Annotated in this window: 11 protein-coding genes, 1 other RNA gene and 1 pseudogene; 1 reads left to right on the plus strand and 12 read right to left on the minus strand. The window is 72.3% G+C overall.

The features are described from left to right. Positions 1-212 precede the first annotated feature (212 nt). The 5 genes and pseudogenes from P3T27_RS19320 to P3T27_RS19340 all read right to left on the minus strand — a co-directional run. A pseudogene (locus P3T27_RS19320) lies at positions 213-656 on the minus strand ((2Fe-2S)-binding protein); the annotation flags it as partial. Positions 657-736: 80 nt separating this feature from the next. Next, the gene (locus P3T27_RS19325) at positions 737-1,603 is read right to left on the minus strand and encodes an FAD binding domain-containing protein (RefSeq protein ID WP_280680193.1); all 867 of its coding nucleotides are present in this window, start codon (positions 1,601-1,603) and stop codon (positions 737-739) included. A gap of 310 nt (positions 1,604-1,913) precedes the next feature. Continuing rightward, positions 1,914-3,524 (minus strand): beta-N-acetylhexosaminidase, encoded by a 1,611-nt coding sequence (locus P3T27_RS19330; protein ID WP_280680116.1) that lies wholly within the window; start codon positions 3,522-3,524, stop codon positions 1,914-1,916. Between the two features lie 114 nt (positions 3,525-3,638). Continuing rightward, positions 3,639-3,920 carry a DUF3039 domain-containing protein gene (locus P3T27_RS19335; protein WP_280680118.1) on the minus strand — a complete coding sequence of 94 codons (282 nt, stop codon included), beginning with the start codon at positions 3,918-3,920 and terminating at the stop codon, positions 3,639-3,641. Positions 3,921-3,981: 61 nt separating this feature from the next. Further along, the gene (locus P3T27_RS19340; RefSeq protein ID WP_280680120.1) at positions 3,982-4,566 is read right to left on the minus strand and encodes a YqgE/AlgH family protein; all 585 of its coding nucleotides are present in this window, start codon (positions 4,564-4,566) and stop codon (positions 3,982-3,984) included. A gap of 301 nt (positions 4,567-4,867) precedes the next feature. Between P3T27_RS19340 and murA the strand changes: the two genes are divergently transcribed. Beyond that, entirely contained in the window at positions 4,868-6,208 is a 1,341-nt protein-coding gene (gene murA, locus P3T27_RS19345; RefSeq protein ID WP_280680122.1) for a UDP-N-acetylglucosamine 1-carboxyvinyltransferase, read from the plus strand. 74 nt (positions 6,209-6,282) lie between these two features. Here murA and P3T27_RS19350 read toward each other — a convergent pair whose 3' ends face one another. The 7 genes from P3T27_RS19350 to ftsX all read right to left on the minus strand — a co-directional run bounded on the left by P3T27_RS19350 (position 6,283) and on the right by ftsX (position 14,527). Continuing rightward, entirely contained in the window at positions 6,283-6,561 is a 279-nt protein-coding gene (locus tag P3T27_RS19350; RefSeq protein ID WP_280680124.1) for an HU family DNA-binding protein, read from the minus strand. 509 nt (positions 6,562-7,070) lie between these two features. Then, complete coding sequence (locus tag P3T27_RS19355) at positions 7,071-8,543, minus strand: NAD-dependent malic enzyme (protein WP_280680126.1); 1,473 nt, start codon at positions 8,541-8,543, stop codon at positions 7,071-7,073. Between the two features lie 323 nt (positions 8,544-8,866). Then, a complete protein-coding gene (locus tag P3T27_RS19360) occupies positions 8,867-11,170 on the minus strand; it encodes a UvrD-helicase domain-containing protein (RefSeq protein ID WP_280680128.1) in 2,304 nt (767 codons plus the stop codon). A gap of 201 nt (positions 11,171-11,371) precedes the next feature. Next, positions 11,372-11,753, minus strand: a transfer-messenger RNA (tmRNA) gene (gene ssrA, locus P3T27_RS19365). Between the two features lie 85 nt (positions 11,754-11,838). Then, a complete protein-coding gene (gene smpB / locus P3T27_RS19370) occupies positions 11,839-12,315 on the minus strand; it encodes an SsrA-binding protein SmpB (protein WP_280680130.1) in 477 nt (158 codons plus the stop codon). A gap of 43 nt (positions 12,316-12,358) precedes the next feature. After that, complete coding sequence (locus P3T27_RS19375; RefSeq protein ID WP_280680132.1) at positions 12,359-13,504, minus strand: S41 family peptidase; 1,146 nt, start codon at positions 13,502-13,504, stop codon at positions 12,359-12,361. Between the two features lie 111 nt (positions 13,505-13,615). Continuing rightward, on the minus strand, positions 13,616-14,527 hold the full coding sequence (ftsX, locus tag P3T27_RS19380; RefSeq protein ID WP_280680134.1) for a permease-like cell division protein FtsX: 912 nt from the start codon (positions 14,525-14,527) through the stop codon (positions 13,616-13,618). Positions 14,528-14,588 lie beyond the last annotated feature (61 nt).

The following is a 14,588-nucleotide window of genomic DNA, read 5'->3' on the forward strand; positions in this document are numbered from 1 at the left end:
GCGCCCGCCGGGGTCTGCTCGGCGGGCGGCTGCGGGACGTGCTCGATCCAGGCGTCGGCGTCGGTGTAGACCGGCGGTTCGACGGCGGCCGCGGGTTCGGCGGCCGGCTCCTCGGCGGGGCGGTCGGCGGCGGGCTGGTCGGCGGCCGCGGCCTGCTCGGCCTGCTCGGCGGTCTCCTCCGCCTCCTCGACGTCCGAGGCGCGCCCGTCCGCGATGCTCTGGACGGCGGCCAGCACGCCCCGGTAGCCGGTGCAGCGGCAGAGGTTGCCGCAGAGCGCCTGGCGGGCCTCGACCTCGGTCGGGCGGTGGTTGCGCTGGAGCAGGTCGTGCACGGCCATCGCCATGCCGGGGGTGCAGTAGCCGCACTGCACCGCGCCGGACTCGGCCAGCGCCTGCTGGACGTCGCTCGCGCCGCCGGCGGCCGACAGGCCCTCGACGGTGTTGATCTCGCTGTCGGCGGCCAGGGCGGCGGGCACCAGGCAGCCGGCCACCAGCTGGCCGTCCACCTGCACCGAGCAGGCCCCGCACTCGCCCTGCTCGCAGCCGTCCTTGGCGCCGGCCAGGCCGAGCCGCTCGCGCAGCACGTAGAGCAGGCTCTCGCCGATCCAGGCGTCGGTGACGGGCCGTTCGAAACCGTTGACCCGCAAGGTGTACGAGGCGCACGGGCGCAGCTCGCGGCTGACCTGCGGGGTGAGGCCGAGCGGGTCGGCGTCGAGGGTCTCGTTGGGGTCTGTGGTCACTTCAGCGCCCTTCCCAGTGCCCGTCGGGCCAGCACCGATACGGTACGCCGCAGCCGAACGGCGGCCGCGCTCGGCCCCTCGGTCACGGCCTCCCAGGCGCCTTCGGCGCCGTAGCTGTCGGGGACGCACGCGGCGGCCACGTACTCGCCGAAGGCGGCGGTCGCGGCCGGGTCGATCTCCCTGCTGCCGTCCCAGTCGATGCAGCCGGCCACCCAGGCCTCGGCCTCCAGCGGGCGCAGCGGCACCGGGGCGACGGCGCCGACCGCGCAGCGCACGGCGCGCCGGGCGGGGTCGAGGACCAGCGCGACGGAGGCGGTGGCGCGGGCCGGGCCGCTGCGGCCGGTGGCCTTGAGGAAGACCTGCGGGGCGTGCAGCAGCGGGACGCGCACCCAGGTGAGCAGTTCGCCGGGGCGCACCGGGTCGAGGCCGGTGAGCAGGTGACTGACCGGCACCTCCCGGCTGGCGCCGGCCCGGGCGAGGGTGACGCTGGCCTCCAGGGCGGTGAGCACCGGGAGGGTGTCGCCGGCCGGGGCGGCGGTGACGATGTTGCCGCCGAGGGTGCCGACGTTGCGGACCTGCGGCGGGCCGGCCGTGCGGGCGGCGTCCGCGAGCGCGGGGATCAGCGCGGCGAAGTCGGGGCGGTCCATCCGGGCGTGGGTGAGTCCGGCGCCGAGGACGGCGGTGCCGCCGTCCTCGTAGCGCCAGCCGCGCAGTTCGGTGATCCGGCCGAGGCCGACCAGGGCGGCGGGGCGCAGCCGCCCGGCGTTGACGGCCTCCATCAGGTCGGTGGCTCCGGCCACCGGTACCGCGGCCGGGGTGGCGGCCAGCGCGTCGACGGCCTCGTCGAGGGAGGCCGGCAGCATGATCGTCCGGTTCACCTGGGTCCCACCGTGCTCCACTTGCTCATCGATCGCCTGCCGCCCGCGGCCTTCGGCCGTGGTGTCCGCGTCAGCAGCCCGGCCTGGCCCGTAGGGTACGGGCGATCGGGCCGGGTTGGGCAACTCTGGCACACAATGCTCGATGATCATTTCGGGGTCGGTGAACGGGACTGCCCGATTGGGACGGATACCGGGCGGTATCTGCCCCGACCCGAATCGGGCCAGGGCAGATGTTCATCTGTTCTTGACGTCGGATGACCACTCAGAAGTTCCCGGGACGTGACAACCGCCGCACTCAGCGCACCGGCGGCGGGCCCTCGATCGGCCGGCCGGCCACGCCGGGCCGGCGCTGCCAGGGGTGCGGACCGTCGGCCGGGCGGTACTCGACACCGAGCGCGTCCAGCACCTTCAGGTGCGTCTCCAGCCGGCGCTCGAAGCCCGCGTAGTCGCGCTCGGCCGGCTCGGTGGGCAGATCGGACCAGGCGACCTCGGCGAAGGCCACCAACCGGGGGAAGGCCCGGTAGTCGATGTCGCGGGCGCTGTCCATGAACTCGCTCCACAGGTTGGCCTGGGTGCCGATCACGTGCCGGGCGGCGGTCTCGTCCAGCTGCCCGGGCACCGGCTCGAAGCGGTAGACGTCCTCCAGCGTGCGCACGAAGCCGACCGGGATCGGCTCGTCGGGGCCGTCGGCCTGCCGGTGGTCGAAGTAAACGTGCTGCTCGGGGCACATCACCACGTCGTGCCCGGCCTCGGCGGCGGCCATCCCGCCGCCGAACCCGCGCCAGGAGGAGACGGCCGCGCGCGGGGCCAGCCCGCCCTCCAGGATCTCGTCCCAGCCGATCAGCCGGCGGCCGCGCTCGGCCAGCCAGCGGTCGAAGTGCCGGATCACGAAGCTCTGCAGCTCGTCCTCGTTGGCCAGGCCGAGCTCGCGGATCCGCGCCTGGGCGGCCGCGCTGTCCTTCCACTGCTCCTTGGGGCACTCGTCGCCGCCGAGGTGGATGAACTCGGACGGGAAGAGCTCCAGGACCTCCTCCAGCACCCCCTCGAAGAACCGCAGGGTGTCCTCGGAGGCGTTGAGCACGTTGTGGCTCACCCCCCAGTCCGTCCAGACGCCGAGCGCGGCGGTGTCCGCCACGTCGGTGTTGCCCAGCTCGGGGTAGGCGGCGACGGCGGCCTGAGTGTGCCCGGGCAGGTCGATCTCCGGGACGACGGTGACCCCGCGCGCGGCCGCGTAGGCGACGATCTCGCGCAGGTCGTCCTGGGTGTAGTAGCCGCCGTGCGGGCGGTCGTCGCGGCGCTGGCCGGCCCGGTAGCCGACCATCGAGCGGTCCCGCCAGGCGCCGCGCTCGGTCAGGCCCGGGTAGCGCTTGATCTCCACCCGCCAGCCCTGGTCGTCGGTCAGGTGCAGGTGCAGCACGTTGAGCTTGTGCGCGGCCAGCAGGTCGACGAAGCGCAGCACGTCCGACTTGGGCAGGAAGTGCCGGGCGACGTCGAGCAGCGCGCCGCGCCAGCCGAACCGGGGGGCGTCCGCGATGTCCGCGCCGGGCAGCACCCAGCCGGTGCGGCGCAGCGGGGAGCGGCGGTAGGCGTCCGGGCCGAGCAGCTGCCGCAGGGTCTGCGCGCCCCACAGCGCACCGGCCGGCCCGCCGGCGGCGATCAGGGCGTGGCCGGGGCGCACCGCGATCCGGTACGCCTCGGCGGCCAGCGCGTCGTCCTGGACCAGCTCGACGCCCGCACCCGGCCGGCCCGGGCCGAACGGCAGCCCGGTGGCCGCGGACAGCGCGGTGCGCAGCCACCGCTCGGCGTCGGCCAGCCCGGGCGGCGCGGTCAGCGTGGTGGTGGCGTCGAGGGGGAAGTCCTCGTCCGGGCGGCGGACGGCACTCGAAGGCACGGGAATGAGGTCCATTCCGACATCCTGCCCCCGCCCTGGACGACTGGCATAGACCACTTCGGAAACGCGGCAGTATGCAAAACGGCGCTGTGCACGACGACGCCGTGCACCTGCGCGGAGCGGCCGGTGCTACTTGTTGCCGTTGTCGTCCCCGCCCTGCGGCTTGCCGATGCCGTCGTAGATCTCCTTGCACATCGGGCAGACCGGGTACTTCTTCGGGTCGCGCCCGGGCACCCACACCTTGCCGCAGAGCGCCACCACGGGCGATCCGGAGAGCGCGCTCTCCATGATCTTGTCCTTCTGGACGTAGTGCGCGAAGCGCTCGTGGTCGCCGTCCCCGTGGGACACCTGCGGGACGGGCTCGACCAGGGTGCCGGTGCCGAGGCCGCGCTCGGGCTCAAGAGTGCTCATAGGTGCCAAGTCTATGGGCGCCCCGCGAAACCCGGCCAGTGTCGCGCCGACGGGCCGTGCGTCAGTTCAGCGTCGGGTCGTCCGGGTAGGTCGCCAGCAGCGCGAGCGGGCCGCGCTGGCGGCGCAGCACCGAGCGCCACAGCCGCTCCGGCTCCGGGCTGGAGATGTCCCCCGGCTCGCAGTCCACCAGGTACCAGGCGCCGCTCTCCAGCTCCGTCTCCAGCTGGCCGGGCGACCAGCCGGCGTACCCGGCGAAGATCCGCAGCCCGCCCAGCTCGCCGGCCAGCACCTCGGGCGGCGCCTCCAGGTCCACCAGGCCGATCGCGCCGTGCACCCGCCGCCAGCCGAGCGGCTCGCCGGTGCCCGGCTCCCCCGGCGCCACGGCGAGGCCGAGCGCCGAGTCCAGCGCCACCGGCCCGCCCTGGAACACCACGGCGGGCTGCCCGACCAGCCGGCCCCAGCCGTCCAGCACGCTGCCCACCTCGACCGGCGTCGGCCGGTTGAGGACCACGCCGAGCGCCCCCTCGACGTCGTGGTCGAGGAGCAGCACCACCGCCCGGGCGAAGTTCGGATCGGTGAGCAGGGGCGTCGCGACGAGCAGACGGCCGGTGTGGGACCGTCCTGCGTGCGAATGGGCCGCCGTCATGCCACACATGATCCCGCAGAACGGCCGGGGTCGGACACCGCAACGCTCGAAACTTCCACGCCCGACGAACACCCGTACGGCCCCTCCGGCGGGCGGGACCGGACCCGGAGAGAGCACCATCACGGGAGAGGCTCACGGGAACCATCGGCACGCCCACTACCATCTACGGATGGTGGACGCCCTTTCTACGGTGCCGACTCGGTTTCGCCGGGGGCCCGAACGCGCCCGTACCAACCGGTCCACCACCGGCTCTCTACCGGAGCCCCTTCCCACTCCTCTGGCACCCCGGATTGCGAGAACGATGACCGACGACGTCCTGCTGGTCCACGGCGGAAACCCGCTCGAAGGCGAGATCCGCGTCCGCGGTGCGAAGAACCTGGTGCCCAAGGCCATGGTCGCCGCCCTCCTCGGCCAGGGCCCCAGCAGACTGCGCAACGTCCCGGACATCCGCGACGTCAAGGTGGTCCGCGGCCTGCTCCAGCTGCACGGGGTCACCGTGCGCACGGGCGACGAGGACGGCGAGCTGATCCTCGACCCGTCCCACGTGGAGAGTGCGAACGTCGCTGACATCGACGCGCACGCCGGCTCCTCGCGGATCCCGATCCTGTTCTGCGGCCCCCTGCTGCACCGCCTCGGCCACGCCTTCATCCCGGGCCTGGGCGGCTGCGACATCGGCGGCCGCCCGGTCGACTTCCACTTCGAGGTGCTGCGCCAGTTCGGCGCCACCATCGAGAAGCACCCGCAGGGCACCTACCTGGTCGCCCAGCAGCGTCTGCGCGGCACCAGGATCGAGCTGCCCTACCCCTCGGTCGGTGCGACCGAGCAGGTGCTGCTCACCGCCGTCCTCGCCGAGGGCGTCACCGAGCTGCGCAACGCGGCCATCGAGCCGGAGATCGTCGACCTGATCTGCGTGCTGCAGAAGATGGGCGCGATCATCACGCTGGGCACCGACCGGACCATCCTGATCACCGGCGTCGACGAGCTGGGCGGCTACACCCACCGCGCGCTGCCGGACCGCCTGGAGGCCGCCTCCTGGGCCTGCGCGGCGCTCGCCACCAAGGGCGACATCTACGTCCGCGGCGCCCGCCAGCTGGAGATGATGACCTTCCTGAACACCTTCCGGAAGGTCGGCGGCGCCTTCGAGGTGGAGGACGAGGGCATCCGCTTCTGGCACCCGGGCGGCGAGCTCAAGGCGATCGCCCTGGAGACCGACGTGCACCCGGGCTTCCAGACGGACTGGCAGCAGCCGCTGGTGGTCGCGCTGACCCAGGCCACCGGGCTGTCCATCGTCCACGAGACGGTGTACGAGTCGCGGCTCGGCTTCACCGGCGCGCTCAACCAGATGGGTGCACACATCCAGCTGTACCGCGAGTGCCTGGGCGCCACCCCGTGCCGCTTCGGCGCGCGCAACTTCCTGCACTCGGCGGTCGTCTCCGGCCCGTCCAAGCTGATGGGCGCCGAGCTGGTCATCCCGGACCTGCGCGGCGGCTTCTCGTACCTGATCGCGGCGCTGGCGGCCGAGGGCACCTCGACCGTGCACGGCATCGACCTGATCAACCGCGGCTACGAGAACTTCATGGAGAAGCTGCGCGACCTGGGCGCCCACGTCGAGCTGCCGACCGAGCAGCTGGTCGACGCCTGATCACCGGGGCCGGAAAACCGAGCGGCCGGGCTCCCCAGTGGGGAGCCCGGCCGCTCGGGCGTTCAAGGGGCGGTTCAGCCCTTGGCGGCTTCCTTGAGCTTGGAGCCGGCGCTCACCTTGGCGCTGTAGCCGGCCGCGATCTGGATCGGCTCACCGGTCTGCGGGTTGCGGGCGGTGCGGGCGGCACGGTGGGTGCGCTCGAAGGTCAGGAAACCGGGGATGGTGACCTTCTCGTCGCCCTTGGCGACGACCTCGCCGACGATCTCGGCGAACGCGGCCAGAACGGCGTCGGCGTCCTTGCGGGTCACCTCGGCGCGCTCGGACAGCGCGGCCACCAGCTCACTGCGGTTCATGTGTACTCCTGTGGTCTGTTCGCTTGCGGTGTGCGGGGGCCCATCGGTACTCCCACCGGGGGGCACCCGGATGGGCCGCAGGTCCGCACACTGTGCTCATGCAGGCATTGCGTGGTCGCAGGCCGGGTCCGTACCCGATGCCGCGCGCCGGTGCCGTCGAAGGCCCGTCCGCCTGCCTGGATACGAATCCTGCCCCGACCGGCCCCGAGAAAGCCAATCGGGCCCCGGCCGCGACACCCGAACAAAGCCCGCCCGTTGGAGGTGTGACGCTCCGTCGGCTCCGGCGGACCGGGCGCGGGCGGCGGTCGGGAGGACGCGCCGGAAGACCAGGGGGACGTTCCGTACTTGTCGGACACGCCTGCCCCGTGCAGGGCTACCGTACGCCCTAGGCACGACAAGCCCAAACACGCCCCTCGCCCTTGTGTCGCAAGGGTTCGGGGCGGACTTGGGCGGGCATGTCCGCTATTCGGACATTTGACCGACCGGCGACACGCCGGCGACCGGTCCGGTCAGAGCTTGACGGTGGGGAAGGAGGACGCGTCGAGCGTGCCGACGATGCCCGGGGTCGGACGGGCCGGCTCCGTGTTCTCCTGGACGCCGGCCAGCGCCGCCTCGCGCACCGCCGAGGCCACCGTCTTGGCGACGTCCTTGTGGAAGACGCTCGGGATGATGTAGTTGGCGTTCAGCTCGTCGTCGCCGACGGTGGTGGCCAGCGCCCGGGCGGCGGCGATCATCATCTCGGTGTTGACGGTGCGGCTCTGGGCGTCCAGCAGGCCGCGGAAGACACCCGGGAAGACCAGCACGTTGTTGATCTGGTTGGGGAAGTCGCTGCGGCCGGTGGCGACCACGGCGGCGGTCTGCCGGGCGATGGCCGGGTCGACCTCCGGGTCCGGGTTGGCCAGCGCGAAGACGATCGAGTCCTCGGCCATGGTGGCCAGGTCGTCGCCGTCCAGGACGTTCGGGGCCGAGACGCCGATGAAGACGTCGGCGCCCGCCACGGCCTCCTTGAGGCTGCCGGTGCGGCCCGAGCGGTTGGTGTGCTCGGCGATCCAGCGCAGGCTCTCGTTGAGGTCCTCCCGGCCCTGGTGGACCACGCCGCGCACGTCCGCCACGGTGGCGTGCTCGACGCCGGCCGCCAGCAGCAGCTTGAGGATCGCGGTACCGGCGGCGCCGGCACCCGACATCACCACCCGGATGTCGCCGATCTCCTTGCCGACCACCTTGAGCGCGTTGGTGAGGGCGGCCAGCACCACGATCGCGGTGCCGTGCTGGTCGTCGTGGAAGACCGGGATGTCCAGGGCCTCGCGCAGCCGGGCCTCGATCTCGAAGCAGCGCGGCGCGGAGATGTCCTCCAGGTTGATGCCCGCGAAGCCGGGGGCGATCGCCTTGACGATGGCCACGATCTCGTCGCTGTCCTGGGTGTCCAGGCAGATCGGCCAGGCGTCGATCCCGGCGAAGCGCTTGAACAGGGCCGCCTTGCCCTCCATGACCGGCAGCGCGGCGGCCGGGCCGATGTTGCCCAGGCCCAGCACCGCCGAGCCGTCGGTGACCACGGCGACGCTGTTGCGCTTGATCGTGAGGCGGCGGGCGTCCTCGGGGTTCTCGGCGATCGCCATGCAGACCCGGGCGACGCCCGGGGTGTAGATCATGCTGAGGTCGTCACGGTTGCGGATCGGCAGCTTGGACGACATCTCGATCTTGCCGCCGAGGTGCATCAGGAAGGTGCGGTCCGAGACCTTGCCGATCGACACGCCGTCGATCGCCCGCAGCTTCTCGACGATCTCCTCACCGTGCGCGACCGAGGAGGCCGCGACCGTGACGTCGATCCGCAGCGCCTCCAGGCCGGAGGCGGTGACGTCGAGACCGGTCACCGAACCGCCGGAGGACTCCACGGCCGTGGTGATCGCACTGACGGCGTTGCCCCGGGCCGGGACCTCCAGCCGCACCGTGATCGAGTTGGAGACACTGGGCACCGTCGCCATCGACGCTTCCTTCTTCCGTCCGTGCGGCAGGTTCAACGTTTTGTTGAAGGCATCGCCTGCGCATGCTAGACCTCGATCGTCGCACCTTCCAAGGGGTAGCCAGAAATAACGTTCATTGAGTGTGCGGATCCGACAACTTCTTGCCTCTCCGGGCCGATGCGTTACATTGGACGGGACACCGGCTCGATCCAAGCCCCCGGGCCCAACCTTCGTCCCTTCGAGGGACCACTTGCCGCGAGGCGAGCATGGCGGGTCGGTGTCACTAACGTCTGAAGGCCCCTCACCAAGCGGTGAGGGGCCTTCTTCGCGTCGCGGACCGGCCGTCAGCCGTGCAGCAGCGCGGGCACGCCCGCCGCGTCCGGCAGGTCGTCCGGGCCGGACAGCACGGTCAGCCGCTGGGTCGCCCGGGTCAGCGCCACGTACAGCACCCGCAGGCCGGCCTCCGACTCGCCGGCGATGCCGGTCGGATCGGCCACCACGGTCGCGTCGTACTCCAGGCCCTTGGCCTCCAGACTGCCCAGCGCCACCACCCGCTCGCCCAGGCCCTCGGTCCAGCCGGCCGCCTCGGCCCGGCGGTCCATCGGCACCACGATCGCCACCGTGCCGTCCACCTCGGTCAGCAGCCGCTCCAGCTCGGCCCGGGCCGCCGCGCCGAAGGCCTCCGGCGCGGGATCGGTGACGGCCGCGAAGCGCGGCTCGACGCCGACCCTGCGCACCGCGCTCGGCGACGGGGTGCCCGGCGCGGCCAGCGCCAGCACCTTGGCCGCGACCTCGGCGATCTCGGCCGGGTTGCGGTAGTTGACGGTCAGCGTGAAGCGGCGGCGCGGCTTGCCCGACAGCACCTCGTCCAGTGCGGCCTGGGCCTCCTGCGGGAACGGCCAGGAGGACTGCGCCGGGTCGCCGACGATCGTCCAGGTCGCCATCCGGGCCCGGCGGCCGATCATCCGCCACTGCATCGGGGTGAGGTCCTGCGCCTCGTCCACGATCACGTGCGCGTACTCGGTGCGCTCCACCGGCACCCGCTCGCGCTGGCGGGAGCTGCGGTCGGCGAAGGTGGTGACCTCCTCCAGCCCGCTCAGCAGGTCCACCGCGTCCACCTCGCGCACCTTCGGCCGGGCCGCCTCGCCGAGCAGCACCTGGAGCTCGTCCACCAGCGCGACGTCGTGCGCGGACAGCGCACCCTCGCCCCGGTGGGACAGGTGGCGCCAGGAGGCGGCCAGCAGCCTCGCCTCGTCCGGGGCGACGACGCGGCGGGCGATCCGGTTGGTGTGCCGGTGCTGCTTGAGCGTGGCGAGCACCCGGCGCGGGGTGAGGGCGGGCCACCAGGCGTCCAGGAAGTCCAGGAACGGCGCCTCGTCCGAGACGTACTCGTCGAAGGACTCCTTCTCCTCCTGGCGCTGCTCGCGGGCGTAGTGGTCGGCGGGCTTCGGCAGGTGCCGGGTGGCCTCCTGCCACAGGGCGTCCAGCAGCAGCCTGCGGGCCCGCGGGCGCAGCAGGTTCAGCGGGGTGCCGCCGGAGCCGATCACGTTGCCGCGGACGGCCTTGAGGCGGGCCGCGTCCAGCTTGAGCACCTCGCCGCGGGCGACCACCTTCAGCTCCTGCGGCGCGCCCAGCTCCAGCGCGGCCCGGGCGGCCCGGCGCAGCAGCTGCACCATCCGGGCCGAGCCCTTGACCCGCGAGGCCTCCGGGCTGTCGTAGGTGCCCGCCTCGATGCCGTCCACCAGCGAGCCGACCGCGCGGATGGCGACCTGCCCCTCCTCGCCGAGCGAGGGCAGCACGCCCTCGGTGTAGGAGACCAGCAGCGGGGTCGGCGAGACCACCAGGATGCCCCCGGCGTAGCGGCGGCGGTCCTGGTACAGCAGGTACGCGGCGCGGTGCAGGGCCACGGCGGTCTTGCCGGTGCCCGGGCCGCCGGTGACGAGCGTGGCGCCGGCGGCGGCCGCGCGGATCACCTCGTCCTGCTCCTTCTGGATGGAGGAGACGATGTCGCGCATCGAGTGACTGCGGGCGCGGCCGAGCGAGGCCATCAGCGCACCGTCGCCGACCACGGCCAGCTCCCGGCCGTTCAGGGTCGGGGTCAGGTCGGGGCGCAGCAGGTCGTCCTCGACGCCGATCACCCGGCGCCCCTTGGAGCGGATCACCCGGCGGCGGATCACCCGGCCCGGCTCGACCGGGGTGGCGCGGTAGAACGGCGCGGCGGCGGGCGCCCGCCAGTCGATCACCAGCGGGCCGTACTCGGCGTCCAGCACGCCGAGGCGACCGATGTGCAGGGTCTCGGCGACGGCCGGGTCGGCCGGGTCGAGCGGGGTGTCGGAGGGAATGCCGTGCTCCTCCGGGGCATCCGCCCGCTGGAGGTCGATCCGGCCGAACAGGAAGTCCTCGAACTCGTTGTTCAGGCGCTGGAGGTGCGCACCGGCCCGGTAGACCTGGGCGTCCCGCTCGGCGAGTGCGCCGGGGGTGCCGACGTGGACCCGCTTGGCGGCGTCCTCCAGGATGTACTCGGCCTCGGCGAGCTTCTCCTCCAGCCGGTGGTAGACGGTGTCGAGGTGCTGCTGCTCACCGGCGATCTCGCGTTCGCGTACGGTCTCGTGGTCGGTGGCGGCGGTGGTGTCCGTGTTGCTCTGCATGGCCTCGGTGGTAGCGACGGAATCCGGCTCCGGAAAACGAGCGGACGGATGATCCTACGCCCCGGCCGGTGCCGCGCGCCGCATCGGGACGGCGTCGGAGACGCATCGGAGCCGCATCGAAACGGACACGGCCCCGGTGCGGCGGCAGCACGAAGGCCGCCCTCCGCTGAGCGGTGGACGGCCTTCACTGTGAACATGGGGTGGTGGAGATGCCGGGAATCGAACCCGGGTCCAGTGGAGTTAATTCAGGGCTTCTCCGAGCGCAGTCCGCTGTGCTTTTCTCGGCCCTGGCGGTCACACGGACAAGCCGCCAACAGGCCCAGCTGCTGTTTGATTTCCCATCCACCCTCGCAGCCCGGGCGGACGGTTGAGTTCCCTAGATTATGCCAGGGTCCGGGTCGGGAACTCCCCGGTCTGACACCCAAGCGCTATCGGTGCTTATTAGGCAGCGAGAGCGAACTGCTGGGAATCGCGCTTAGAGTTGGCGATTATTTTTTTGCGACACGTGGTTAACGAGATCATTGCCGCGTTCCTCGGCTCGCTTCCCCTGTTTCAACATCCCCTGTCGAAACCGATCATCCCCATGTTTTGTTGAGAAACAGCCGGACGGCGACCGTCCGTGTTGCTGGCGCCATAGTACGCGAGGCGACGGGTGAGGGTCCAGCGGATTAACGCTGGCGCCGCCGGGCGGCCGCCACCGCGCGGGCCGTCTCGCGGGTGTCCTGCTTCTCGCGCAGCGTCTGCCGCTTGTCGTACAGCTTCTTGCCGACGGCGAGCGCGAGTTCGAGCTTCACCCGGCCGTCCTTGAAGTACAGCGAGAGCGGGATGAGCGTGTGGCCCGCGTCGCGGACCTTGGTCTCGATCTTGCGGATCTCCATCTTGTGCAGCAGCAGCTTGCGCTTGCGCCGGGCCGCGTGGTTGGTCCACGTCCCCTGGGTGTACTCGGGGATGAACACGTTGTCGATCCAGGCCTCGTGGCCCTGGATGTAGGCGTAGCCGTCGACCAGGTTGGCCCGCCCCTCGCGCAGCGACTTCACCTCCGTGCCGGTGAGCACCAGGCCGCACTCGTAGGTGTCGAGGATCATGTACTCGTGTCGCGCCTTCTTGTTCTGCGCGATCAGCTTCTGTCCGGTTTCCTTTGCCATAGCGCGGCCATTCTCGCACTTCGGCCCGTGCGGGGCAGCCCCTTTAGGCCCGGGTGCCGAGCCCGGCCAGCACTCGCAGGGCCAGCGCGTCGGCGTCCTCGCCGCCGGTCGCCGGGACGTCCGGGGCCAGGCCGGCGCCCTCCGGGGAGCGGCCGGCCGGGGTGTAGTAGCGGCCGACGGTCAGCTCCAGCACGGCGCCGTCGGCGAGCCGGCTGGGCTGCTGGACGGTGCCCTTGCCGAAGGTCCGCGAGCCCACCACCACGGCGCGGCTGCGGTCCTGGAGCGCGCCGGTGAGCAGTTCGGCGGCGCTCATCGTGCCGCCGTCGACCAGCACCACCAGCGGGGTCCGCTGGTCGCCTCCGGGCGGGGCGGTCAACTCCCGGGTCTCGCCGCGCTCCTGGTAGGAGCCGACCGGGCCGCCGTCCAGGAAGATCCCGGCGGTGCCGGCGGCCTCCTCGACCAACCCGCCCGAGTTGCCGCGCAGATCGAGCACCACGCCGGTGTGCGGGGCGCGCAGCGCGGCGCGCACCTGGTCGGTCACGCCGCTGGTGAAGGCCCGCACGGTGATCCGCAGCGCGCCCTTCTCCAGGTGCACGGCGGTGACCTGCTGGCTGTCCAGCAGGACGCGCCGCAGCCGCAGTTCGCGGACGGCGCCGTCGCCGCGCCGCACGGCGAGGGTGACCTCGGAGCCCGCCGTGCGCTCGCCGTCCCGCCCGCGCAGCCGGGCCACCACCTCGGTGACCGGCAGACGGTCGGCCGGGTCCTCGTCGATCCGCAGCAGCCGGTCGCCGGCCGCGATCCCGGCCGCGGCGGCGGGCCCGGCGGGCGCGACCTGGGAGACCGTGGTGACGCCGTCCTCGCCGCGGCCGACCGAGAGGCCGACGCCCAGGTAGCGGCCGTCCAGGCCCTGGCTGAACTCGGCGTACTCCTGGGCGCTGTAGTACGCGCCCCAGCGGTCGCCGTTGGCTCCGAGCAGGTGCTCGGCCTGCTGCTCGGACAGCGCGGTGCCGGCCGGGTCCGCCGGGAGGCCCACGGCGGACCCGGCGACCGGGCCGGCGTCGGCGGACGGGCGCCGCGGCGGACCGCTCGGGTCGCCCCAGGCGCCGGTGGCGGCCCCGGCCATCAGCACGGCGCCGAACACCAGGCTGAGGGTGGCCACCTGACGTGCCCTGCGCGGAGTTTGCAGCATGGCATCGGAGTGTAGACACCGCGTCGGGCACGACGGGCCGGAACGGCGGACGGGAAACGGCGGCGGCCCCGGACGGCGCAGTGCCGTCCGGGGCCGCCGGGCCCGTCGGGGTCAGACCTTGAGGTACTTGCGCAGGGTGAAGAACGCCGCCACACCGGCCATGCCCATACCGACCACGATCAGCAGCGGTATCACCGCGAGCACCGAGCCGAGGCCGATGAAGTGGATGAACTGCACCCGGTCGGCCAGCCAGTTCTGGACGAAGAAGTGCCCGCCGACCAGCAGCCCGGAGGCCATGATCGCGCCGAGCAGCGCGGAGAACGCGGCCTCGGCGATGAACGGCATCTGGACGTAGAAGTTCGAGGCGCCGACCAGGCGCATGATGCCGGTCTCGCGCCGCCTGCTGTACGCCGACACCCGGACGGTGTTGACGATCAGCAGCAGGGCGACGAACAGCATCAGCACCATGATCACGAAGGCCGCCGTCTGGAGGCCGTTGAGCAGGCCGAACAGGTTCTCCAGGATCTTCCGCTGGTCCTCGACCGACTTGACGCCCGGTTTTCCGGCGAAGGCGCTCTGGATGACGTCGTACTTGGTCGGGTCGTTGAGCTTGACCCGCCAGGACTGCGGCATGGCGTCCGGGCCCAGGACGGAGATGAGCGGGTTGTCCGGGTTCATCTCCTTCCAGTGCTTGTACGCCTCGGCGGAGCTCTCGAAGGTCGACGACTGGACCACCGAGTCCATCTTGTCCAGCTGGGCCTTGATGTCCTGCACCTGCTGGTCGGTGGCCGCGCCCTTGTCGCACTGCGGCGAGTTGCGGGCGTCCGACTTGGTGCAGAAGTAGATGCTCACCTCGACCTTGTCGTACCAGTACCCCTTCATGGAGTTCACCTGGTCGCGGACCAGGAGCGAGGAACCGGCGAGGGCGAGGGAGAGCGCGACACTGACCACGACCGCGATGGTCATCGTCAGGTTGCGGCGGAGACCCACACCGATCTCCGACAGGACGAACTGGGCACGCATGCGGGTAACAACTCCAGGGTCGGTACTGCTGGTCTGTCGACGCGGGCGGACGGCCCTACAG

This window comes from Kitasatospora sp. MAA19, from assembly GCF_029894125.1.
GTDB lineage: Bacteria > Actinomycetota > Actinomycetes > Streptomycetales > Streptomycetaceae > Kitasatospora.